The organism is Paraburkholderia sp. J10-1, assembly GCF_905220165.1.
GTDB lineage: Bacteria > Pseudomonadota > Gammaproteobacteria > Burkholderiales > Burkholderiaceae > Paraburkholderia.
The window spans coordinates 277,339-300,739 of sequence record NZ_CAJMYW010000001.1 but is presented as its reverse complement, the minus strand read 5'-3'; the positions used below and the strand labels follow the sequence as shown (position 1 = coordinate 300,739).

Annotated in this window: 25 protein-coding genes; 18 read left to right on the top strand and 7 right to left on the bottom strand. The window is 62.2% G+C overall.

Annotated features, from left to right (window positions below; translation table 11 throughout):
- Positions 1-104: 104 nt before the first annotated feature.
- The 4 genes from U5A65_RS01380 (at position 105) to U5A65_RS01365 (ending at position 3,252) form a co-directional block, all read left to right on the top strand.
- Positions 105-1,010, top strand: coding sequence for a S1C family serine protease (locus U5A65_RS01380; RefSeq protein ID WP_321939556.1), 906 nt, complete (start codon positions 105-107; stop codon positions 1,008-1,010).
- 18 nt (positions 1,011-1,028) lie between these two features.
- Positions 1,029-1,697 carry a response regulator transcription factor gene (locus U5A65_RS01375; RefSeq protein ID WP_321939531.1) on the top strand — a complete coding sequence of 223 codons (669 nt, stop codon included), beginning with the start codon at positions 1,029-1,031 and terminating at the stop codon, positions 1,695-1,697.
- Positions 1,698-2,039: 342 nt separating this feature from the next.
- A complete protein-coding gene (locus tag U5A65_RS01370) occupies positions 2,040-2,324 on the top strand; it encodes a DUF3303 domain-containing protein (RefSeq protein WP_321915214.1) in 285 nt (94 codons plus the stop codon).
- 115 nt (positions 2,325-2,439) lie between these two features.
- A complete protein-coding gene (locus U5A65_RS01365) occupies positions 2,440-3,252 on the top strand; it encodes a class I SAM-dependent methyltransferase (protein WP_321945869.1) in 813 nt (270 codons plus the stop codon).
- A gap of 98 nt (positions 3,253-3,350) precedes the next feature.
- Here U5A65_RS01365 and U5A65_RS01360 read toward each other — a convergent pair whose 3' ends face one another.
- From U5A65_RS01360 to U5A65_RS01345, 4 genes are all read right to left on the bottom strand, one after another.
- Complete coding sequence (locus U5A65_RS01360; RefSeq protein ID WP_321945210.1) at positions 3,351-4,487, bottom strand: branched-chain amino acid ABC transporter substrate-binding protein; 1,137 nt, start codon at positions 4,485-4,487, stop codon at positions 3,351-3,353.
- A gap of 181 nt (positions 4,488-4,668) precedes the next feature.
- Positions 4,669-5,601, bottom strand: a complete 933-nt coding sequence (locus U5A65_RS01355) for an ornithine cyclodeaminase (protein WP_321945209.1) — start codon at positions 5,599-5,601, stop codon at positions 4,669-4,671.
- An 11-nt stretch (positions 5,602-5,612) separates the two neighbouring features.
- Positions 5,613-6,671, bottom strand: a complete 1,059-nt coding sequence (locus tag U5A65_RS01350) for a proline racemase family protein (protein WP_321915210.1) — start codon at positions 6,669-6,671, stop codon at positions 5,613-5,615.
- 100 nt (positions 6,672-6,771) lie between these two features.
- Positions 6,772-7,746, bottom strand: coding sequence for a LysR substrate-binding domain-containing protein (locus tag U5A65_RS01345; RefSeq protein WP_321915209.1), 975 nt, complete (start codon positions 7,744-7,746; stop codon positions 6,772-6,774).
- Between the two features lie 249 nt (positions 7,747-7,995).
- Here U5A65_RS01345 and U5A65_RS01340 point away from each other — a divergent pair, with 249 nt between their 5' ends.
- The 6 genes from U5A65_RS01340 to U5A65_RS01315 all read left to right on the top strand — a co-directional run bounded on the left by U5A65_RS01340 (position 7,996) and on the right by U5A65_RS01315 (position 11,894).
- Positions 7,996-8,796, top strand: coding sequence for a helix-turn-helix transcriptional regulator (locus U5A65_RS01340; protein WP_321945208.1), 801 nt, complete (start codon positions 7,996-7,998; stop codon positions 8,794-8,796).
- Between the two features lie 351 nt (positions 8,797-9,147).
- Positions 9,148-9,417, top strand: a complete 270-nt coding sequence (locus U5A65_RS01335; protein ID WP_321945207.1) for a hypothetical protein — start codon at positions 9,148-9,150, stop codon at positions 9,415-9,417.
- 205 nt (positions 9,418-9,622) lie between these two features.
- On the top strand, positions 9,623-10,315 hold the full coding sequence (locus U5A65_RS01330; protein WP_321945206.1) for a CBS domain-containing protein: 693 nt from the start codon (positions 9,623-9,625) through the stop codon (positions 10,313-10,315).
- Positions 10,316-10,699: 384 nt separating this feature from the next.
- Complete coding sequence (locus U5A65_RS01325; RefSeq protein ID WP_321945205.1) at positions 10,700-11,104, top strand: hypothetical protein; 405 nt, start codon at positions 10,700-10,702, stop codon at positions 11,102-11,104.
- A gap of 86 nt (positions 11,105-11,190) precedes the next feature.
- Positions 11,191-11,532 (top strand): hypothetical protein, encoded by a 342-nt coding sequence (locus U5A65_RS01320; protein ID WP_321915201.1) that lies wholly within the window; start codon positions 11,191-11,193, stop codon positions 11,530-11,532.
- Positions 11,533-11,549: 17 nt separating this feature from the next.
- A complete protein-coding gene (locus U5A65_RS01315; protein ID WP_321945204.1) occupies positions 11,550-11,894 on the top strand; it encodes a hypothetical protein in 345 nt (114 codons plus the stop codon).
- A gap of 21 nt (positions 11,895-11,915) precedes the next feature.
- Here U5A65_RS01315 and U5A65_RS01310 read toward each other — a convergent pair whose 3' ends face one another.
- A complete protein-coding gene (locus U5A65_RS01310; RefSeq protein WP_321945203.1) occupies positions 11,916-13,442 on the bottom strand; it encodes an FAD-dependent oxidoreductase in 1,527 nt (508 codons plus the stop codon).
- A gap of 144 nt (positions 13,443-13,586) precedes the next feature.
- On the opposite strand from U5A65_RS01310, the gene U5A65_RS01305 reads away from it, so the two are divergent.
- From U5A65_RS01305 to U5A65_RS01295, 3 genes are read left to right on the top strand one after another with little or no spacing between them, the layout of a single operon-like run.
- A complete protein-coding gene (locus U5A65_RS01305) occupies positions 13,587-15,161 on the top strand; it encodes an efflux transporter outer membrane subunit (RefSeq protein ID WP_321915197.1) in 1,575 nt (524 codons plus the stop codon).
- 37 nt (positions 15,162-15,198) lie between these two features.
- Entirely contained in the window at positions 15,199-16,350 is a 1,152-nt protein-coding gene (locus U5A65_RS01300; protein ID WP_321945202.1) for an efflux RND transporter periplasmic adaptor subunit, read from the top strand.
- A gap of 11 nt (positions 16,351-16,361) precedes the next feature.
- Complete coding sequence (locus tag U5A65_RS01295; protein WP_321945201.1) at positions 16,362-19,415, top strand: efflux RND transporter permease subunit; 3,054 nt, start codon at positions 16,362-16,364, stop codon at positions 19,413-19,415.
- Between the two features lie 15 nt (positions 19,416-19,430).
- On the opposite strand, the gene U5A65_RS01290 is transcribed toward U5A65_RS01295, so the two are convergent.
- Complete coding sequence (locus tag U5A65_RS01290) at positions 19,431-19,595, bottom strand: zinc ribbon domain-containing protein (RefSeq protein WP_321915192.1); 165 nt, start codon at positions 19,593-19,595, stop codon at positions 19,431-19,433.
- On the opposite strand from U5A65_RS01290, the gene U5A65_RS01285 reads away from it, so the two are divergent.
- The 3 genes from U5A65_RS01285 to U5A65_RS01275 all read left to right on the top strand — a co-directional run bounded on the left by U5A65_RS01285 (position 19,524) and on the right by U5A65_RS01275 (position 21,030).
- The gene (locus tag U5A65_RS01285; RefSeq protein ID WP_321945897.1) at positions 19,524-19,763 is read left to right on the top strand and encodes a hypothetical protein; all 240 of its coding nucleotides are present in this window, start codon (positions 19,524-19,526) and stop codon (positions 19,761-19,763) included. The genes U5A65_RS01290 and U5A65_RS01285 overlap by 72 nt on opposite strands.
- 397 nt (positions 19,764-20,160) lie before the next feature.
- Entirely contained in the window at positions 20,161-20,364 is a 204-nt protein-coding gene (locus tag U5A65_RS01280; protein ID WP_321915191.1) for a hypothetical protein, read from the top strand.
- A 291-nt stretch (positions 20,365-20,655) separates the two neighbouring features.
- A complete protein-coding gene (locus tag U5A65_RS01275) occupies positions 20,656-21,030 on the top strand; it encodes a gamma-glutamylcyclotransferase family protein (RefSeq protein WP_321915190.1) in 375 nt (124 codons plus the stop codon).
- Positions 21,031-21,140: 110 nt separating this feature from the next.
- Here U5A65_RS01275 and U5A65_RS01270 read toward each other — a convergent pair whose 3' ends face one another.
- Positions 21,141-22,040, bottom strand: coding sequence for a LysR family transcriptional regulator (locus U5A65_RS01270; RefSeq protein WP_321945200.1), 900 nt, complete (start codon positions 22,038-22,040; stop codon positions 21,141-21,143).
- A 117-nt stretch (positions 22,041-22,157) separates the two neighbouring features.
- Between U5A65_RS01270 and U5A65_RS01265 the strand changes: the two genes are divergently transcribed.
- Together U5A65_RS01265 and U5A65_RS01260 are read left to right on the top strand one after the other, a co-directional pair.
- Positions 22,158-22,586 (top strand): cupin domain-containing protein, encoded by a 429-nt coding sequence (locus tag U5A65_RS01265; protein ID WP_321915187.1) that lies wholly within the window; start codon positions 22,158-22,160, stop codon positions 22,584-22,586.
- An 84-nt stretch (positions 22,587-22,670) separates the two neighbouring features.
- The gene (locus U5A65_RS01260) at positions 22,671-23,360 is read left to right on the top strand and encodes a carboxymuconolactone decarboxylase family protein (RefSeq protein WP_321945199.1); all 690 of its coding nucleotides are present in this window, start codon (positions 22,671-22,673) and stop codon (positions 23,358-23,360) included.
- Positions 23,361-23,401: the final 41 nt, after the last annotated feature.

Genomic DNA, 23,401 nt, shown 5'->3' with positions numbered 1-23,401 from the left:
CTACCCATTTGGGTGGTGCGCGCCGCTTGTCGTTCTGTCATTGTGAACCCGCAAATGACAGGAGACTCGAAATGGAAACCCCTTCCTCGAGCGGAAGTCCCTTGATGGATTTATCGGACAATCTGGCCGGCATTGCCGGGCGAGTCGGGCAGAGTGTCGTGGCAGTACACGGCCGGCATCGCGTGCCCTCAAGCGGGGTAATCTGGCGCCACGGCGTCGTCGTGACGGCTGCACACACGATCCGGCGCGAGGGCGGGATCGAAGTCACACTGAGCGACGGCCGCACGGTCGCCGCAGTCCTCGCCGGGCTGGATCCGGGCACCGATCTCGCCGTGCTGAAGCTGGATGGCGTAGACCTGGACCCAGTCGAAGCCGGCGATGCCCGCTCACTGAAACCGGGTCATCTGGCGCTCGCCGTCGCGCGTACCGACGAACTCGGCATCAGCACGGATTTTGGCGTGATTGGCAGCACCGGCGGCCCCTGGCGCACGTGGAGAGGTGGACAGCTCGATGCGTTCGTGCGACTGGACGGCGGATTGCGCCCAGGTTTCTCCGGGGCGGCCCTTGCGGATATGCACGGGCAGGTCGTGGGCCTCTGCACGTCGGCGCTGGTGCGCGGTCCCGGCATGGTGATTCCCGGGGTGACGGTGGAGCGCGTGACCGACGAACTGTTGGCGAAAGGGCGCGTTTCAAGAGGCTACCTTGGCGTCGGCACTCAGACGGTCCGCCTGCCGGATGCCTGGGTAAGCAAAATGAATCTGTCGCTCAGTAGTGGACTGTTGATCAGTTCGCTTGCGCCGGGCGGTCCAGCAGATCAGGCGGGTGTGCTCATAGGCGATGTGCTGATCGAAGTGAGCGGCGAACCTTGCCGCGACATGGACGATTTGTATGCCGTGCTCGGCTCAGCAAGCATCGGACAGCCGTTGCAGATCGCGTTGATCCGAGGCGGCGAGCGCCATGCGTGTGCGGTCACAGTGGGCGAGCGCCCCCAACGGAATGCGTGCAGGTGAGGTCCCGGAAGCGGCGAAATGTCGGATCGACTGATGGTACCCATGGGCCCGGTGCGGGTCGCAGTGATTGCGGCATCGTCGCAGGTGCGCGAGAACCTGCAAGCGATTGTCGAGGCGCACCCGGCATTCAGCGTCATGGGTAGCGCAGCCGACGCCGACACGCTCGTCGAAAGTCTCGCAGGTTCGGTGCCGGACGTGGTCGTGATCGACAGTGAGCCGGATGAGAGCGACCCGCTCAAGGCACTGTTCGAACGCGAGCACGCACCACCGGGGCTCGTTCTGTTGCTCGACGATCTGGATAGCGACTGGGTCCTTGACGCGCTGCGCACCGACGCGGCCGCGATCCTGTCGCGCAACGTGACGCCCGCCGAAATCGTCGCGTCCATCGAAGCCGTCGCCGCCGGCCTGTGCGTGCTGTCGCCCGACGTCCTCGCAAGGCTGCTGGCCGGGCGAAAACCGTTGCGATGGACGGCGCCCAGCGGGCCGTTCGAAGCGTTGACGTTACGAGAAGTGGAAGTGCTGGCAATGCTCGCCGACGGACTCGGCAACAAGGAGATCGCGCGGCAACTCGACATCTCGGACAACACGGTGAAATCGCACCTCTCCACCATCTTCGGCAAACTCGGCGCGGCCAATCGCACCGAAGCCGTCATGCTCGCGATGCGGCACGGACTCATCATGGTGTAGCCGCGTAGCCAAAATTGCGAGGGCGGGTATCTGAGTGGAACGGTCGTTGCAGACCATCGCCAGGGGGCAGTGATTCGCCTTACCTGAGAACCATCGTCCGATCGCCCGGCAAGTCATCGAATGCGTATGTGCGGTGTCGCACACTTCGCTCACCGGGGTGGAGCCGGGGGCTATCTGGTTGACCTATCCTCGATGCTAGCTCGTGGCTTCGCCCGACGACATGGACAATGCGAAGACTCCATGCGGGCAAGTGGGCGACGAACCGTCGCGATGTCGAGGCGTCCACCACCGTGTGCGGGCGTGCCACGAGCCGGCGTCGCGATCCTGGAGGGGACATTCGCCATGAAATTCATTGTTCAATGGAAAGGTGAGCCGGCAACGCAGCAGGCCGCAATTGAGCGCTTCATGAAAACAGGCGGTCAGCCGCCCGACAATGTCACGATGCTGGGTCGCTGGCATGCAGCCGGCGAGTTCAGGGGCGTGGCCATCGTTGAAGCGGCGGACGCCAGCGCAGTCGCGGCAATGACAATCCAGTGGGGGGATATCTTCTCCTTCACAACGGCGGCCGCACTGACTGACGAGGAACTCGGCGCTGTTTTGGCGTCTCAGCAACGGCCGGCAAACTGAAATCCACAAGCGTTGGATAGCCGGGGCCTGGAGCGCGCCGGAGGGGGCGCGCTCAGGGCATATTCACGTCATGCCTTGCCGCCGGCTGGACGTCCGGCATCAATACGGGAGCACCATGTCTGAGCGCGATAAGGTGTTTGCAGGCTCGATCCCGAAGTTCTACGACACGCTGATGGTCCCACTGATCTTCGAGGACTATGCCGCTGACGTGGCGGAGCTTGTCGCGGCCTCCTCACCCGACGCGGTGCTTGAAACGGCGGCTGGCAGCGGCGTGCTCACGCGGGCGCTTGCGCCAAAACTCCACGCCGGCGCGCGCTACGTCGTGACCGACCTCAATCAGCCCATGCTCGACCATGCCGCCGCCAGGCAGGTGTGTGATAGCCGCATCCAATGGCGGCAGGCGGACGCGCTCGACCTGCCGTTCGAAAGTCGATCATTCGATGTCGTTTGTTGCCAGTTCGGTGCGATGTTTTTTCCGAACCGGATCCTCGGCTATACCGAGGCGCGCCGCATGCTCAGACCTGGAGGGCGCTTTATCTTCAATGTCTGGGACCGCATCGAAGAGAACGACTTTGCCGAAAACGTCACCCACGCCGTAGCCACGGTGTTTCCGCACGATCCTCCGGGATTCCTCGCGCGCACGCCGCACGGCTATCACGATGTTGCGTTGATCCGGGCGGAGTTGAGGCGCGCAGGGTTCGCCGACATCGAGATCGAGACACGCGAGAAAGTGAGTCGCGCGAACTCGGCGCGCGACGCTGCCACCGCCTATTGCCTGGGGACGCCGCTGCGCAACGAAATCGAGGCGCGTGACGCCAACTTGCTTGAACTCGCTGTGGATCGCGCTACGCAGGCTATTGCCCGTGTTCATGGCGAAGGCCCGGTCGCCGGCAAAATCCAGGCGCATGTGATCGTGGCGTCAGGATAGTGGAGTCTCGGCGCGGGCCTCTCGAGCGGTGGCGAGCGCGAACATTTCCAACTCGGGCTTCGGGTACCCTGGCACAGGAGCCTTCGATTCCACCTTGTTCACCTTGCCCCAATGGTTGTTACGGGGACCCATTTGCCGTTTTTAACCTGATAGAGCGTTGAGGTGGGATTGGTCAAATCTCCAATCTTGTCGAATGAAATGTGGCCCGTGATCCCGTCATATTGGGTTGAGCGAAGCGACGACATAAAGACGGCCGGGTTTGTCGAGCCTGCCCTCTTCATCGCATCGATGGCTATCCATGCACAGTCATAGGAGAACGGTGAATATGTGAGGAGATCCGTGCCGAACCGCTTCTTGTATTTCTGGACGAACGCTCGGCCTGCTGGCAGAGCGTCAATCGGGCGTCCATACTCCCACGCCATCGATCCATCCGCAGCATCGCCGGCCGACTGGATAAAAACGGTATCTGCGATGCCTCCACTTCCGACAAACTGGGTGTGCATCCCAAGCTGTTTCATGCGCTTCGCGATCAGGCCGGCTTGGGCATTACTGCCGGAGAAAAATAGCAGATCTGCGTTCGCCGCCTTTATGTTCGTCAACAGCGCGTTAAATTCAACGGCTTTGTCGTTTGTGTATTCAGATGTGACGATCGATCCGCCGGCCGCCTGAACGGCCTTTTTAAACTCTTCGACCGCACCCGATCCAAAGGCAGTTCGATCGTCCATTGTTGCGATTCGCTTTGCCTTTGTTACGGTGACGGCATACTTACCCGCATTGCCCGAGTTTTGAACGTCTGTGGCGATGATCCGGAACACATTCGGGAGTCCGAGGCGCGTGATTTGCGGATTCGTCGCAGCAGGGTCAAGCAGCGGAATACCCGCCTTCGCAAAGATGGGCGCAGACGGCAACGCGACGCCGGAATTGTAGTAACCGATGGTTGCCGCCACGCCGTCGTCGACCAGCTTTTGCGCCACCTGAACACCGATTCGCGGGTCGCCCTGGTCGTCAACGGAATCAAGTTCGAACTTGACCTCTTGGCCGCCAATATGAAGATGCTGTGCATTCGCCTCTTCGACTGCGAGGCGCGCGCCGTTCTCCATGTCCTTGCCATTCGCCGCGCCGATACCGGTGAGCGGCGCAGAGATGCCTATCTTCACGACCTGTTGCGCGAGCGCCCCACCTGTTATCCCGCAGAGGATAGTCGTGACGAGGATGAATAGAAGGGATTTTCGCATGATAGGCACCCGTTCAATCAATGTTCAATTTGCCGAACTCGCGGCATCGTCGCGCCAAATAGCATGGCATACGTACTACTAATGATTAATTTTTTGGCATCCAGTACACCCCCGATGTCACGTGTTTCTGCTCAAGCCGGTGGCTATCCAGTAAAGCGCTCTGATACGACACCGGCCGCCGTTAGCGTGCTTTCAATTGCTCGACAACATACTGACTGACGATCAGGTCCAGGTGCGCGCCGCCGGCATTCTTGTAAACCGTCCGATCTCCGGGCGAGCGATGGAATGCACGCATCCTGCACAGATCGAACAGATCCGCTTCGATGTCGCCCTCCGCAATCACGCCCGCTCGCATAGGGATCTGGATGTCGCCCGATTCGGCAGCATTCTGGCGGTCGTCCACGAAGATCCGGGCACCCCGGAATACATCGCAATCGGCCTCTTGCATGTCGGGCCGGTATCCGCCTACCAGATCCACATGGGTACCGGGACGAACGCCCTTGCCCCGAATCATGGGCGTGGTTGCGCTGGTGGCGGCCACGATGATGTCTGCGCTGGCGACCGCGGCATCGAGGTCCTCGACAATCCGTACCCGGAGGTGTCTCGCTTCGAGCGCGAGGCGTGCCGCTTCCAGCTTCGACGGCGTGCGATTCCACAACAATACGTCGCGGATCGATGGCCGGATGTGCAGGTAAGCGTCCGTCAAGGACCGTGCAACCGGACCCGCGCCCAGGACCAGCAAGACCTCGCTGTGCTCGCGGCTCAACCATCGCGCCGCCAGGGCGGAATCGGCCGCCGTCTTCCAGCGCGTGATTTCGGGGCCGTCCAGCATGGCGACGAGCCCCTTGGTACGCTCGTCCAAAACCAGAAACGCAGCCTGCTCCGTCGGTAGGGGAGGATCCGCAGCGCCGTTGGCCGGATGGATCGAGGCGATTTTGACCCCGGCACCCTTGCCCGGCAGGATCACGCCGCGGCTGAACAGGCCAAAGCTCGCGTCTCCAATGAAATAACCGTCGCCGATGGGCCGGGGTCCGGAATGCCCTTGGCGCAACGCCTCCAGAATGCCGCACCAGTCCAGTACGAACTGGATCTGCTGCGCGGATATCGTCTGCATGGCTAGCGTTCCTACTGTTTCGGCCAGATATCCCCAAGGGTGTAGCCTTCGGGAAAGGGATCGTCATGATCCAGCACGATGGTGTGGATGCCATGGATCCAGCTGGTGCCGGCCAGTGTCGGCACCACGGCCGCCTGCTTGCCGATCCGGGTCGTTTGCTCCAGGCGGCCAGTGAACACCGTACCGAGAACGCCCTGGTGCCGGAAGTCCTGGTGCAACGGCAATTCGCCCTTGGCGTGCAGCACCGCCATCTTGGCGCAGGTGCCGGTGCCGCAGGGGCAGCGGTCGATCGCGCCGGTCCAGGTGGCGGGATCGTCCCATGAGAGCGGGCCGGTGGGCATCGTGACCACGTTCTTCCAGTCGGCCCGCGGGTCGTCGGTGGGTCCCGAGAGCTGGGAAATCGTGATGCCAACTCCTGGATAGTCGGGATGCGCAACCGGTAATTGCTCGATGGCGGCCTGCCGGATCATGGCGCAGACCCGCGCAATCTCCTTGCCATGTTCGGGCTTGAGTTCGAGCCCCGGAAACTGTCGCACGTCGGCAATGGCATAGAACATGCCGCCCCAGCCGACATCCACTCGCACCTTGCCCAGGTGCGGCACGTCGATGACGGCGTCGAGATGCGCGGCGAACGCCGGTACGTTCGTGAACTTCACGCTATTGACCTTGCCGTTCCTGCATTCTGCGGTAATGCGGATCAGCCCGGCCGGCGCTTCCAGCGTCAACTCGGTCACCGGCTCCTGCATCGGAAGCATGCCCATTTCCAGCAGTACGGTCGCCACGGAGATGGTGTTGCCGCCCGACATCATCGGGTACTCGACTTGTTCCAGGATGATGTAACCCGCATCCGCCTCCGGGTGACAGGGAGGCACGACGATGTTGCAGCAGTGGGCCGGATAACCGCGCGGCTCGCGCAGCAGCAGCTTGCGCAGGCCGTCGTCATTGGCCTCGAGCCATTTCATCTTGGCCTGCACGGTGTCGCCGGGAATATGGGGGATGCCGCCAGTCACGACGCGCATCGGGATACCCGAATGGGTCTCCACAGCGTGGATGCTTCTCTTGAAACCCATGAGCTGATTTCCTCTTCCGTATCGCCACTCCTGAGCGGCGTGAAGAGAAATTTAGGCTCGTTTCACCGGTAACGAAAACGACATTTCCTCCGGCATTGCTTCAACTTTTGGTTGAAGAAGGCAGGGTGAGCTGCTGCCTGATCCACCGGCAGAATCGTTCGCACACGCCGGTGTCCGCCTTGTCTTTGCGCACGGAGAGGTAATGACCGCGGTTCCTCATGATCGTCTTGTGCGGCAGCGGACGCACCAGGTCGCCGCTGTCGACCAGGTGTCCGACGAGATGATGCCAGCCCAACGCCACGCCCTGATGTGCGAGCGCCAACTGGACGATCGCCGGATAGTCGTTGCTGGTGAACAGCTGCCGCGGAATGTCGGCACACCAGCTGGTGTACACGTCATGCAGCGCCAGCCAGACTTTCCAGTCGATATGCTCGGAAATCTGCGATCGACCGTAGGCACTGAGGTCCAGCAGCGACATGTCGAGCAGTCCTTCGGGCGCCTCGATCGGGCCGTGCCCCTGCAGGTACTGCGGCGTGCAAACGGGATAGACCTCGTCGTCGAACAGGTGCTCGCTGTCGTATCCGTCGCGCACGCTGGCCAGCTTGGCGATGTACACGTCCGGCTGTACGCCCGCTTCCATCGAGACGAAATTCTGCGTGGCCAGCACGGTGAGTTCGATATCCGGAGCGTCCTGAAGGAATTCGGGCAGTCGCCTGTGGAGCCACAGCGCCGAAAACGCGGGCGAACAGCATACGGTCAGGGTCTGCCTGGCGGGAATTTTCTTGCGCAGGCGTTCGGCGGCTTGATGAAGATTGATCAGCGAAAGCTGGGCGGCATCCTTGAACATCTCCCCGTCGGCCGTCAATGCGACGGTCCTGCCCGAGCGGACAAACAACGTCGTCCCAAGGTAGTCCTCCAGTTCCCGCACCTGCTTGCTTACGGCTGCGGGGGTCACGCTCAATGCATTGGCCGCCCCGGTAAAACTCCTGAATCTGGCAGCAGCGAGAAACGATTTGATGGCCCGCAGCGAAAGCGCACCGACCAGGGTTTCGCTCATTTCGAATTGAGATGCCATGACGATGTCGACCGACCTGGTTGATCACGATAGAGTCCGAAGCAAGGACCCGCCCGAGACTGCATAAGACAACGCGGCCATTCTCATATCGCGACGGGAAATGTTCAAGACAACCATCGCGCCACTGGAGCGGCGCCGGATCGGTGCGGTGGGTGAGGCCAACGAACGGGACTTGCGCTCGAAGTTCCTTGTCAGGCGAGGCCGAAATCACCGAAGATCGGTGAACCGCCGATTCTTCCTGGGGACGACATGCACCCATTCGCGAATTCCGCCAATCCTGCAGTCCAGGAAGACGTCTTTGCACTCTGGGACCGGCTGGCCGGGTTCTCCGCAGCCGATGGCGATGCCGCACTGACCCACTTGCTAAACACGCTCTGTGCGATGGTCGCTGCACAGAATGCGCTTTGGGCCGTCGTGGTGCGATTGCCGTCGCCCGCGCAAAACGACCCGCTGTTCGGCTGGCGTCCACGTCTGGTTCGGCTTCTGCATCCGGTACCCGCGGTGATCGCGTCCGTGCAGGAGCAGTACGACACGCTCTGGTCCGGCAAGGTCGACTCGTCACATGTCGTGGCCGCGTCGGGGAACGAGCCGTTCCTCGCCAACCTGCTCTTCGAGGCGATGCCCGCCGAATGGTTTGAAGGCGAGCACTACCGCCGTCACTACCTCGAAGTGGGTCACGGCGACAGCATCCAGATGCGTTGCGCCCTCAACGACGACGTGCGGATTCATCTCTTCGTGTTTCGCGAGGTACAGGCGCCTCGCTTCACCGCGCCCGATCTCGAGCTTCTCGGCTTCGTGATGCATGGGCTGAGATGGTACTGCCGGCAGCAACTACTCAGCCACGGCCTGCTTATTGCCGAAGCGCCCCTGACGTCGGCCGAGCGCAGGGTGCTGTTAGGGCTGCTCGACGGACTCACGGAAAAGCAGATCGCGCAGACGCTCGACCAGAGCCCGAACACGACGCATGTCCATATCAAGTCGATCTACACCAAATTCAACGTCGGAAGTCGCTCAACACTCACTGCGCTGTGGCTCGGCAAGTTGAGATAGCGAACCGCAGGCGGTAGTGCCGCGGGCAACGATGCCGCGCCTGTCCGAAGCCGACTGGACAGGAGATCGGCACTGGCTGGAAGCCGGTCGCGCGCTCACCTGTTCAGGTTATGTTCGGGTGTTCGCGAAACCTCTACGATTGACTCCATGCCGTTGTATTGCAGCGTGCCCGCTTTGAACGTGCCGCTGGCGACAGCACAGCAGGAGACCATTGAATGCCGTACTCTCCGAGGCGCCGCAGGCGCCAGGGGTATCGTTTGCGTCGCGTTTTGCGAGGCAAATTAGCCGTTTGGCGGAACAGCAATCTGCCGTTACGCGCACTTTTTGAACTGGCCTTTGAGGAGCCTCGACATGAGCTACCTGAGCCGGATCACAACCGTTCTCGCTTATTGCGTGCTCACGGCGATGGCCACCGCCGGGTTCCAGTGCTGCATTGCCGCGACCGGTAACGCCGATTTCGATTCCGGGCTCGATGACTCCGCCCAGGCGCCCCATGCTTCGGGATACACGCCGTTTCCGCGCTTCGGCCCATCGCACATGTCGTTTGCTCCGCAGCCGGCACTGGATAACGCGATTGCCCTTTGCATTCCGGACCTCTATTGCTCGCTAGAAGCCCGGTAGCACCGTCGGCACGGGCGCGCTCAACAACAGGGCAGGCCTGTTAAAGGCGGGGCTTTGCCCACCCAGCGGCGCGCGAGGCCGCAATGAAATCAGGTTGTGGAATCAAGGCGCCTCAGCACCGGGCGATCGGCCCGGGGCGGTCTGCCAAAGCCACGCGAGGGAGCACCCGATGAGGACCCGTCGCGAATACGCAGGAGAAGCCACCATGCGCGCACGAGACATCATGACCGCGTCCGTCATTACCGCCACACCGGATATGACGATCCACGAAGCGGCAACACTGCTGGTCGACAACCATATCGGCAGCATGCCGGTCGTCGACGAGAACGCAGAGGTTGTCGGTATCGTCGGCGAACACGATCTTCTACATCGCGTAGAGAACGGCACCTGCCAGAGTAAGCGCAAGTGGTGGCACGAACTCCTGTTGTCGTCCCCCCGTGCTCAGGCCGCGAGGTATCTGAAGGAGCACGGGCGCGTCGTCGGCGACGTGATGTGCGAAGCGGTGATTTCGATTCCGGGGGATATGCCGCTCCAGCAAATCGTGGACCTTCTGGAGCGTCGGCGTCTCGACAGCGTGCCAGTGCTGAGGGGCGGCAAGCTGATCGGACAAGTCAGTCGTGCGCACCTGGTTCGCGCAATCGCGCGGGCGGCTCCCGTCGTGGCACCCGCTCCGTGCGACGATGCGAGCCTGTGCAACGCGATAGTCCAGGCCATGCACGGGCAGCGCTGGGGGTTGTCCAGACACGGCGTGCGCGTCAAGGACGGTGTCGCGCATCTATGGGGGGTGATCGAATCCATGGAAGAAAAGCGGGCCATCCGCATTGCGGCCGAGAGCGTGCCGGGTATCAAGCGCGTGGTGTCCCATCTTGAGTCTCCAAGCGTGATTCCGGCGCTGTAGTCCGTGTGGTGAACCGGCCCTGATGTGAATGAGCATCTGGAGTCCAGGCAACGGCGCGCTCGGGAAAGTTCTCATCAGATCGCATGATCGGTGCCGCTGCGCACCAGAACCGTGCCGCGCTGCGCCGCCGTGCAGCGCTATCACGCCCGCAACGGGCGATAAGGACTGGCACAGCCCTTGCGTTGCCTTGTGCCGGGGCGTGTCAACGGCGATTCGCTCCATGGCACTGAGCATGACTGAATACTGAACCGCCCGCCAACGGGCTCATTGGACAACGGCGTCCTGCGTAACGGGTTGAAAGACCTGATGTGCAGGACGCCGTTCTCGTTTCCGATCCGCTTGGCCATGCGCGATGGAACGAAAAAACTGGGGCGATAAAATCATATGTTCGAATGGAGTTGTTTTTGCGCGCTCGTGTTGATGACGCTTGCGATCGCTGGCCGGATGATCGTGCTCATTCACCAGGAAAATGACGACACGGCGGCTTTCCTCGACCTGCAGCTGGCGTTGCATGTCGCGTTGATCCTGGCTTTGGCGATGACTTTCGACGTTGGGATCAAACCGGCATTCATGTGGCTCCGCCACGGGTTGCCGCATAGCGGTACGCAGGCAAACCAGACGCTTGCAGCCGTGCTTACCGGATTTGAATGCGTTGTATTCGTATTTGTCGCGCCATGGGCCATGGTTGCCTTCGGACGGTTGCGGCGCGATTTATCGACAGCTCGCCGGGTCACCAACGACCTGATTGATCGACTCCGCGCCGGGCAGAAAGCGTCGGCGCTGATGTGACGGCTGGCACACGCACCCTCGCTGGCAGAAGTGATAGATTGTCGATTGACTCATCGTCGCGAATCAACGGCGGTAAGAAGATCCTCATGAAAGGAGCTGCCATGTGCCGTCGATACATCGTTGCCGCTGCCTTCCTCATCCCCACCTTGTCGCAAGCGTTCCAGCCTGTGGCAATTCCCGAATGTCATGCAGCCGGCCCTGATGCTTCAGTTCAGGAAACGATAGACGCCGCAAAATGCCGGGCGCGATGGCTGCTCGCTGGCGCCTACAACCGGACGGAAGGAGACGCGATGAGCGCGGTCTCGCAGTGCGCCGGGACATTCGACGAGGTGCTCAATCATCGGTTGACCGAGGGTGTTTCGCACGACAAGCTGGTCGTCATGTGTGCGGACACCGCGATGCACATGGGCATCATGAAGCTCGACTAGTCGCCGATGCCAAATAGATGGGAACCCGCACTGTCCCGCCCAAGGGTGAACGCTTCTACGTGCTCGACGCAAAGAACAGACCTTTCGAGGTGTTCGACCGCAGCGAGTGGTCGCGCTGGATGGCGGAGAACGAACTGATCTTTCGCCGCACGTTGCTCGAAAAGTCGGGCGTGACGGTCACGACGCGCTTTCGCGGTGTGGCCGACACGAAGGCAGGGGAACCCGCGCTCTTCGTGACGCGTATCGCCGGAATGCAAGCGCGAGACGACAACGAGAGCTATGGCGCGCGCACACTCGAAGAGGCGCTCGCGCGGCACGAGCGCATCGTTCGGAAAATCCTCAAGAGTCTGACCGGGCGGTGACCGGTGCGATGCGTTCCGCCGTCAACGCATGTCGCGCTCCATTTCGACTTCTGCCCGCAGACTTTCTGCATCGCGATAGATAGAGGCCACGGCGACGACGCGTCCGTCTCGCTTGTAGCGCAGGAAGCAGTCGCGTCCTGCGATATCCCCATCAACCGAGATCTCGTCCCAGCTCTCGGCGTGCCCGAGATAATTGATCGGGACATCGTAATGCTGGCTCCAGAAGAACGGTACGGCGTCGAACGTCTCGCGTCCGCCAATCAGGTTCATCGCCGCAGTTTGTCCCTGGCGCTGCGCGACAACCCAGTGCTCCACGCGAATTGCCGTGCCACTGTGCGGATCGGGCCAACGCGCGATGTCGCCGGCAGCGAACACGCCAGGCACGCTGGTCTGCAGGCAGGCATCGACCACCACGCCGCGGTCAATCGCGAGGCCGGCTTGCTCGGCCAGTGCCAGTCTGGGCCGCACGCCGACGCCGACCACCACCAGATCAGCCGCCAGGTTGCCGCCCGCCTTGAGCGATACCTGCTGCGCATCGATCGCGCTGGCGGTGTTCCCGAGGTGGAAGACGACGCCGTGTTCTTCATGCAACCGCTGCACGAATTCACCCATCTGCGGCCCCAGCACACGTTCCATCGGACGCTGCTCCGGCGCCACGACGTGGACCTCGAGTCCACGCGCGCGCAATGACGCCGCCGCTTCGAGCCCGATGAAGCTGGCTCCGATGACAACCGCGCGCCGCGCGTTCGCCGCGCGAGCGATGATGGCGCGGCTGTCGGCCAATGTGCGCAAGGTATGCACGTGCGGCAAGTCCATGCCGGGGATCGGCAAGCGGACCGCTTCGGCTCCTGTGGCCAAAAGCAGGCGGTCGTAGGGCACCCTGCTTCCATCCGCGAGTTCCACTTCCTGCGCGGCGACGTGAAGGCGGGTGACGCCGGCGTTCAGCCGCAGATCGATGCGTTGATCGGCGTAGAAAGCGTCGTCGCGAAGCGGCAGCCAGTCCTCGGGCGCGCTGCCGGCCAGATAGTCTTTGGACAGGTTTGGCCTGTCCACCGGCGGGGCGTCGTCGTCGCTCAGCATCGTGAGACTGCCCGCGTAGCCGAGGCGCCGCAGACGCTCGGCGGCAGCAAAGCCTGCAGCCCCTGCGCCGACGATCACGATCTTCTGTGGCGCATCGGCCGGTGCGGTCACGGAACGCGCGGGCGGCGCTTTCTTGTGCAGCACGACAAGCTTGTCGCCACGGATCTCCGTAGACCAGCACGCGACCGGGCTGAGCGCAGGCGCGCGCACCGCTTCCCCCGTGCGCAGGCTGAAACACGCGTGATGCCATGGGCACCGTACCGTTTCCCCGACGATCAGCCCTTCGGCGAGCGGGCCGTAGTAGTGCGTGCAGGCGGCGTCGATCGCGAAGAATTCATTGCCGAGCCGTGCAATGAGCACGGCGTCGTTACCGACGTGTCCGGACAACATGCCCGCTTCACCGAGAGATTCGATGGGTACGCCTTGGGCCAGATCGGGACCGTTTTCATTCGATGCGTCACTGCTCATGTCGACCTCCGTGGGCACGCCGCCAGCAAGAGCGTAGATCCCATGGTAGTCCACGTCGATCAGACCCGCGCCACCTGTGGCATGATTTCAAGCTCTGCATCTGCCGTTTCGTTCGTTTTCCACGCAGTGAAACAAGGTGGATCGATGATCGACGACGTCAACCACGGTTTCAGTCGCAGCCGCCTGCACTGGCATTCGCGCAGTGCATCTCGCCGCAATGCAGCATGCGAGACGGTTACGCGTGCTGCATGGGTCACCGTCCTGATCGCCTTGTCCGGCTGCACGGTCGGCCCGAATTACCATACGCCCGCGCCGCCCGCCACCGGCGCTTACACGTCCACGCCGCTGCCCGATCAAACGGCCTCGGCGCCGGGCGCTTCGGGTGTCCCGCAACATTTCGTGGCCGCACAGGACATTCCCGCGCAGTGGTGGACGCTCTTTCATTGCGAGCCGCTCGACGCGCTGATCCGCGAAGCGCTCGCCAACAGCCCCAATGTCGCCGCGGCGCAAGCGGCGCTCAGGCAGGCCGGTGAAAATCTTCGTGCGCAAATCGGCACCACGCTGTATCCGTCCGTCGATGCAACGGCCAATGCGACGCGCGAGAAGTTCAGCGGTGTCACGTTCGGCGAGCCGCAACTCACGGAACTGCTGAACCTCTATAACGCTTCGGTGAACGTGTCGTACAACCTCGATGTGTTCGGAGGCGGCAGGCGCCAGCTCGAATCGCTGCGCTCCCAGGTCGATTACCAGGGCTTCCAGTTGCAGGCGGTGTATCTCGCGTTGACCGCGAATATCGTGACGGCGGCCATCAAGGAAGCCTCGCTGCGCGAGCAGATCGAAGCGACCGCGCGCATCGCCGACGACGAAGACGCGCAGCTTCGCATCATGCGCCAGCAGCTCGAACTGGGCGGCATAAGCCGCACTGCGGTGCTAGCGCAGGAAACGCTCGTGGCGCAAACGCGCGCAACATTGCCGCCGTTGCGTCAGTCGCTCGACCAGACGCGTCACCAGCTCGCGGTCCTGGCGGGCAAGCCGCCGAGCGATACGGACGTGCCGGAGTTCAGGATGTCGATGTTCACGTTGCCGCAAACCTTGCCAGTGAGCGTGCCGTCTTCGCTCGTGCGGCAACGCCCCGACATTCTCGCCGCCGACGCCACACTGCATCAGGCGAGTGCCCAGGTCGGCGTAGCGACAGCGAACCTGTACCCGCAGCTCACGCTCTCCGCGAGTTACGGTCCGCAGGCGCTGACGCCCGCGGGCCTTCTTAAGTACGCCGACATGATCTGGAGCATCGGCGCAGGCATCACGCAGCCGATCTTTCATGGCGGCCAGTTGAGCGCGCAAAAGCGCGCGGCAGAAGCGGCGTTCGACGAGGCCAACGCGCAATACCGCCAAACCGTGCTGCTCGCATTCCAGAACGTCGCTGACACGTTACGCGCGCTCGAACACGACGCAACCGGCCTGAGTGCGCAGACGCAAGCATGGCGCGCGGCCGGCGATTCGCTCGACCTGACGCGCGGCCAGTTTCGCATCGGCGGAGTCAGCTATCTGGCGCTGCTCGATGCACAGCGTCAGTACCAGCAGACCGTCGTGAACCTCGCGCAGGCGCAGGCCGCGCGCTATGCGGACACGGCGGCGCTGTTTCAGGCGCTCGGCGGCGGCTGGTGGAACGACACGACGAGCCAGGCAGCCGAGCCCGCGCCGGCCGCGCCGAAATGAAACGGTGCGCAATGGCCGCCCTTGCCAGGACATGACGATGACGACGAAAAAACCGATGGCAAAGCGGATGATCCTCATGCTGATCTGCGTGGGCATACTGCTCGCAGCGCTGGTCGGCTTCAATCTGTTCAGGGCGCACATGATCAAGCAGTTCATGGCGAGCAACGCCGCGCCGCCCGCCACCGTCACGGCCGCTATCGCAAGCTATCAAACATGGCAGCCGCAGCTTGCCGCAGTGGGTAGCCTGCGCGCGGTGCGCGGCGTTGACGTGACGACGGAAGTGGCCGGGCTCGTGCGCGAGATCGCGTTCAACTCGGGCCAGGAAGTGAAGACGGGCCAGGTGCTCGTGCGCCTGAACGACGACTCGGACCGCGCGCAGCTCGCGTCGCTGCGAGCAGCCGCGGACCTCGCGCAAACGGTCTACAACCGCGACAAGGCGCAGTTCGGCATTCAGGCGATTGCGAGGGCGCAACTCGACGCCGACGCCGCGGACCTCAAGAGTAAAAGAGCCCAGGTCGATCAACAGGCCGCGCTCGTCGAAAAGAAGACGATTCGCGCGCCATTCGCGGGACGCGTGGGCATCACGACGGTCAATCCCGGCCAGTATCTCAATCCGGGAGACGCCATCGTCACGCTGCAAGCCATCGACCCGATCTACGCCGACTTCTTTCTGCCGCAGCAGCAACTCGGCCAGTTGCAGGTTGGCCAGGCCATCGTCGTCAATACGGATGCGTTCGGCAACCGCACGTTCGACGGCAAGATCCGCTCGATCAATCCGCGCGTGGACAGCACGACGCGCAACGTCCAGATCGAGGCGAGCGTCGACAATCGCGAGCGCAAACTGTTGCCCGGCATGTACGCGAACGTGAAGATCGACGCGGGCGGCGCGCAGCGCTATCTGACCTTGCCGCAAACGGCGATCACCTATAACCCTTATGGCGCGACCGTGTTCATCGTGAAGTCCGGCGAACAAAAGAATGCGCAAGGCAAGATCATGCCCGTCGCGCAACAGGTGTTCGTCACGCCGGGGCCGACGCGTGGCGACCAGGTTGCGATTCTCAAGGGCATCAGCGAAGGCACGCAGGTCGTGACGAGCGGACAGTTGAAACTGAAAAACGGTACGCCGCTCGTGATCGACAACCGCGTGCTGCCTGCGGACAGCGCGAACCCGACGCCTCAGGAACAATAGAAGAGCGCGCGATGAAATTCACCGACATCTTCATTGAACGCCCGGTGCTCGCATCGGTGGTGAGCTTGCTGATACTCGTGCTCGGCTTGCGCTCGCTTGCGGCGCTCAAGGTCAGCGAATATCCGCAAACCGAAAACGGCGTGGTGACGATCACCACCGCGTACTACGGCGCGAGCGCCGACACGATGGCCGGCTTCATCACGCAGCCGCTCGAAGCCGCGATTGCACAGGCACAGGGTATCGACTACATGTCGTCGACGAGCACGACGGGCGTTTCGACGATCACCGCGACGCTGCGCCTCAACTACGATTCCAATCGCGCGCTCACGGAGATCAACACGCAAATCGCTTCGGTGCGCAACCAGTTGCCGCCGCAGGCGCAACAGCCGGTGCTGACCGTGCAAGTGGGTCAAACCACCGACGCGATGTACATGGGTTTTTACAGCGACGTGCTGCCGAGCAACAACGTCACGGATTATTTGCTGCGTGTTGTGAAGCCGAAGCTCGATTCGGTCCAGGGCGTGCAAACGGCGGAAGTGCTCGGCGGCCGTCAGTTCGCGCTGCGCGCATGGCTCGACTCGAGCAGGCTCGCCGCACACAACGTGACGGCCGCCGACGTCTTCACGGCGCTTGGCAACAACAACTATCTGGCGACGCTTGGCACGACCAAAGGCCAGATGATCAGCGTCGATCTGAATGCGGGCACCGACCTGCATTCTGTCGAAGACTTCAGGAAGCTCGTCGTCACGCAGAAGAACGGCGCGATCGTGCGCCTCGAAGACGTCGCGAACGTCGTGCTCGGCGCGGACAATTACGACTTCAACGTCGCATTCAGCGGAAGGCGATCGGTGTTCATCGGCATCAAGGTGGCGCCCGATGCGAACGTGCTCGACGTCGCGAAGCGCGTGAAAATCCTCTTCCCGGACCTGCAGAAGCAGTTCCCGACGGGCATGACCGGCGACATCGTCTACGACGCGACCGACTTCATCAACACGGCGATCGAAGAGGTGGTGAAGACGCTCGTCGAGTCGCTGCTGATCGTGACCGTCGTGATCTTCCTTTTCCTTGGCAGTTTTCGCGCGGTAATCGTGCCCGTGATCGCGATGCCGCTCTCGATGATCGGCACGTTCTTCGTGATGCAGGTGCTTGGCTATTCGATCAATCTGCTGACACTGCTTGCGCTCGTGCTCGCCATTGGCCTCGTTGTCGACGATGCGATCATCGTGGTCGAGAACGTCGACCGGCATATGAAGGAGGAGGGCAAGCAGCCTTTCGACGCCGCACTGATCGCCGCGCGCGAACTCGGCGGCCCGATTCTCGCGATGACGGTCGTGCTGATTGCCGTGTACTTGCCCATCGGCTTTCAGGGCGGACTGACGGGCGCGCTTTTCACCGAATTCGCGTTCACGCTGGCGGGCGCCGTCACCGTATCGGGCGTGATCGCGCTGACGCTTTCGCCGATGATGTGCTCGCGCTTTTTTCGCACGGACCAGCAGTCGGGCCGCTTCGCGCGCTTCGTCGACCGGCAGTTCGAGCGGGTGCATCACGGCTACGGGCGCCTCTTGCATGCGATGCTCGACACGTGGCCTGTGTTCGTCGTGATGGGCGCGCTGCTGCTGTGCGGCACCGTCTATCTCTTCATGACGTCGCAATCGGAGCTTGCGCCGCAGGAGGACCAGGGCATCGTGCTGTCCCAGGTGCTGGGGCCGCCCGATGCGACGATCCAGCAGATGCAAACCTACGCGGATCAGGTCTTCGAGATCTCGAAGCAGTTGCCCGAATACGCACAGATGTTCCAGCTCACGGGCGTGCCGACGCTGAACCAGGGCATCGGCGGCGTGCTCTTCAAGACGTGGGACCAGCGCAAGAAGGGCGCAACGCAATTGCAGCAGGAATTGCAGCAGAAGTGGAACGGCATCGCGGGCGCGCGTGTCGCGGCATTTCAGTTTCCGCCCCTGCCGGGCGCGCAAGGATTACCCGTGCAATTCGTCATCAGCACGACAGAGCCGTTCGAGAACCTGAATGAAGTGTCGCAAGCCGTGCTGCAAAAGGCGCGTGAAAGCGGCATGTTCTTCTTCGTCGACAGCGATCTGAAGATCGACAAGCCGGAAAGCGTGTTGCTCGTGGACCGCGACAAAGTCGCATCGCTCGGCCTGACGCAAAGCGATATCGGGCAGACGCTGGGCGCGGCGCTCGGCGGTAACTTCGTCAACTACTTTTCGATTGCCGGCCGCTCGTACAAGGTGATTCCGCAGGTGCTCCAAACGGACCGGCTGAACCCGTCGCAAGTGCTCGACTATTATTTGCGCACGCCCGACGGCAGCGTGATTCCCGCATCGACGGTCACGCATCTGAAGCGCAACGTCGTGCCCGAGTCGATCAACCACTTCCAGCAGCTCAATTCGGCAACGATTTCCGGCGTGCTCGCGCCGGGCATCTCGCAGGGCGAAGTGCTCGACTTCTTGCGCCGGGCCACCACCGACGCCGCGCCGACGGGCTACACGGCCGACTATTCGGGTTTGTCGCGCCAGTTCGTGCAGGAATCGGGCGGCTTCGTGACCACGCTGCTGTTGGCGACGATCATCGTGTTTCTCGCGCTTGCTGCTCAGTTCGAGAGCTTTCGCGATCCGGTCGTGATTCTCGTGTCGGTGCCGATGGCGCTGTTCGGCGCGCTGATCTTCATCAACGTGGGCCTGACGACGCTCAACATTTACACGCAGGTGGGCCTCGTCACGCTGATGGGCCTCGTCAGCAAGCATGGCATTCTGATCGTGCAGTTCGCGAATGAACTGCAACGCGCGGGGCGGCGCAAGCGCGAGGCACTCGAAGAAGCGGCTGGCGTGCGCTTGCGGCCGATCCTGATGACGACGGCCGCGATGGTGCTGGGCGTCGTGCCGCTCGTGATCGCATCGGGTGCGGGCGCGGCCGGCCGCAACGCGATGGGACTCGTGATCTTCACGGGGATGTCGATCGGCACGTTGTTTACGCTGTTCGTCGTTCCTGCGATGTATATGTTCCTTGCCGCGGACCATCATCGGGACAGGGTGCAACCGGCACAGACCTGAGCGACTGAAGAGATTTCACGACTTTCTGGATGTTTTCGCCACAAAGGGTGTGGGTATGTGCTGAACCTTTTCGCTGCCGCACTTGGGGCAAGGCGGATGAGCGGTTGCATGTTCGGCAAGATGCTCGGCATGCTCGAACATCTCGCCGCACTTCTCGCACCGGTACTGGTAAGTCGGCATGGTATTCCTCTAAGGAGAACACTAGTGCTTGCGATGCATCCAGCTCATATGGTGCGCGTCGAGCCACTGGGTCAGGCTCTCTCCCGGGTGATCGCGCCTATAGCGACGGGACAGGGCCATGGCAATGACAACGAGAACCACAAGGCCAACCCAAAAACTGATCATTGACTGAGTCATGGCAGCCTCCTTCGGGAATGCGACCATGTCTGAATTCTAGTGCCGGGGCGGCGGATTTTGCCCCGAAAGTTGGCGCGCCGATCACTTTCGACCGGCGCGTGCTGCAGGGGGCGTGTCCAAGGGGCCCAGTGGTATGTCCATTCCCATTGCCTAAAATAAAGTGTTGCAAGGGGAGGGGCAGCAGGGCCGTACCCCATGCGGCGCTCCCGGACGTTGAATCGTAACGGGGAACCGCGATGGCGAGTTATGGAGTGCTTGCACAAATCACCGATCAGGTCGTCTGCGCGATGATCTGCGGGCTGACTTGATCTGTGAGGGCGCCCGCGGGACGCATGCTCCCCCGCTGCGCGAGGCGCCGCTACCGGTGTTTTCCTGTCGAGGAGGTCAAATGAACACCAAGGACAAAGGCAACGTGCGTGCGTTCGTGCAGACGGCCGAGCAGATCGGCGGATGGGTGTGGGTTATCTCGCTCGTCGACTTCGACGCACGCGAAGTGCGGCGCTCGCTCGTAGCCGAAGAACCCTTCGCCACGGAGCGCGCGGCGAAAGACGCAGGCCACGCTCGTCTCGAAGCACTCGCACACGATCAGTAATCAGGCTGGGTGCATCCACATGCCCGGTCCACAAGGGCGTCGGCGTTCGATGGATCGGTCGACGCCCGCGGTTTTCGCGTTTCGCGTCCTGATCATCTGCGCCAGGTTATCGAACGACTGGGCGAGCACGAGATCCACAGCGTTGACCGCAAGTTCACCGATCCGCCTGGTTGCTGGCAGCGCAAACGCAATATGTCCACGACCATGGTCCATTGAACTCGGCAAACCGGCTGGCAAGCCATTCGTGTCCGGTTGTAAAATGCGGGCCCACACGCGTCTTGCTTGCACATTATGGCTAACACTGATCCGGTATTTTCAGAAAATCTCTTTTCATACGGCACGCTTCAGCTCGAGCAGGTACAACTGGCAACGTTTGGCCGGAAACTTGACGGCCACGCTGATGACATGCCCGGCTATTCACTGACCATGCTGAAGATCGACGACCCCGAAGTCGTCAGGACAAGCGGGAAGACGCATCATCCTGTCGTGACCTATACGGCCAACACGACCGACAAGGTGAGCGGTATGGTCTTCGCGATCACACCCGAAGAACTTCAACATGCGGACGACTACGAAGTCGATGCATATCGGCGTGATCGCGTCGTTCTTGCTTCAGGCGCATCGGCATGGGTGTACGTAGACGCCGAGTCGCCGCGGCAAACTTGAGCAGGCATACGCAAGGCCGCACTCACTCCACTAGCGGCGACCCCGAAGCATTAGCACGTCTTACTATCTACGACTTCAGTCGCCAATCACCTCGCAGTCGATGAGTTCATTCAATCGGCCGCGCCATCGCGCAACGCAGCAATGATCAGCCGTACCGCGAGCGCGGACTGGCGCCGCGTCGCATAGTAGGCGTGGTGGCCGGTAAAGGTGGGGAACCAGTCTTCCAGCACCCATTGCAATCGGCCTTCGCGCACATGGTTTTCGGCCAGCGCACGCGGAATGTAGGCGAGTCCAAAACCGCGCAAGGCTGCGTCGAGCATCTGATACGAATTATTGAAAACGAGCTGGCCGCGAACCCTGACCTCGATGCGCCTGTTGCCCTTGTGAAACTCCCACGGCAGGTCGGTATCGGTGCGGGGCAGCCTGAGATTGATGCAGTTGTGCGCCGTCAACTGCCGTGGATGCGCGAGCGCCGGCGCTGTGGCGAGATAGTCGGGCGCGCCCACGATCGCCAGCGTTTCGTCCGGCGCAATGCGCACGGCGATCATGTCTTTTTCCACCTGATCGCCGAGCCGCACACCAATGTCGAACCGCTCGGCGACGATGTCGGTAAATCCGTAGTCGTTGATGAGTTCGACGCGCAGATCGGGGTTCTCGCGCAGCACCCCCTGAAGCTTCGGCCAGATGTACTGGTTGGCCGCGTAGTCCGTTGCCGTGATGCGCACCGTTCCCACGGCGCGCTCACGCAATTCGGCGATCGCGCGCAGTTCGGCGTCGATCTCTTCGAGCTTGGGCGTGACGCCGTTCAGGAGCTGCTGACCGGCCTCGGTGGTCGACACGCTGCGTGTGGTGCGCACCAGCAGAAGCGAGCCTAGCCGCCGCTCGAGCGCCGCCACGCTCCTGCTAAGCGCCGATTGCGATACGCCAAGCCTTCTCGCGGCGCGCGTGAAGCTGCGCTCCTGTGCCACTGTGAGCAGCGCGATCAGTTCGTTCAGGTCGGGGATTTCCATTTATGCACCATAGCATAAATCTATGCCGATTCTGCCATCTAGTCGGCGCGCGACCGAAGAACTAGATTGTCGGTTGGGTGTTTTCACCATCGGACCACACTGCAAAGGACGCAAATCATGACCACGCCGGCACAAACCATCATCCGCAACGGAACAAAGCCTTCGATCAAGGGGCCGGAGAGCTTCTTCACGGGCTCGGTGCGGATCGACAGCCCGTTCCAGGCGGAGGAACCTGGCCGAGCCGGCGGCGCCATCGTGACATTCGAGCCCGGTGCGCGCACGCATTGGCATACCCATCCGTTGGGGCAAACGCTGGTCGTTCTGTCGGGCGTGGGCTGGACCCAGTGCGAGGGTGGTGCACGCACGGAGATCCGGGCCGGCGATATCGTCGCCTGCTCATGCGGCAAGCGTCACTGGCACGGCGCAGCGCCGACCACTGCGATGTCGCACGTCGCGATCACCGAGATGCTCGACGGAAAGAACGTCGAATGGATGGAGCCCGTCACGGACGAGCAATACACGTCGGGCCCGCTGGTCACCGACTGATTCCGGCGTCAGTATCCGCACGGAAATCGTCGAGGGAGAACGTCGCGAGCGTTTCCTATTTTTTCAGGATGACGAATGAATATTATGAATGTCTACGCCTGCTCTCCGGCACTGGCTCGCTATGAGCAGGAAGCGCTCTTTGGCAAGGTGTGGTCGCGCGCCGGCCTTTCGCGACGGGATCGGAGCATTGTCACGCTGGCGGCTGTCATCACCCAGGGGCGAATCGATGCGCTGCCGTTCTACGCGAACTTCGCCCTCGATCACGGAGTCGCGCCAAAAGAGATGTCGGAGATCGTGACGCATCTCGCGTTCTATGCGGGCTGGTGCACCGGCACGACGGCGGCGGCCGCTATCGGGCGTGTGTTCGCCGACCGGGCCATTGGTGAAGATCAGCTTCCCGCTGAATCGCCGGCCTTGATGCCGCTGGACATGCAGGCGGAGGCGAGGCGTGCGCAGGCCGTGGAGCAAATGGTCGGCACGGCTTCACCGGGACTCGTGGCCGACACGGGTGAGGTTCTGTTTCGCGACCTCTGGCTTCGGCCCGATCTATCGCCACGCGACCGGAGTCTCGTGACGGTTGCGTCGCTGATCACCGCCGGACACGTCGCGCAGGTGACGTTCCACCTGAACAAGGCAATGGACAACGGGCTGAAACCTGAAGAGGTTTCCGAAGCGGTCTCTCACCTTGCCTGGTACGCGGGATGGCCGAACGCCTTTTCAGCCGTTCCGGTGGTAAGAAGCGTTCTGGAGAGTCGCGCGGGTGGCAATGCCTGACGCCGATATCAGGTTCTCCTGGTCCGCGCCGTGACCTTCGG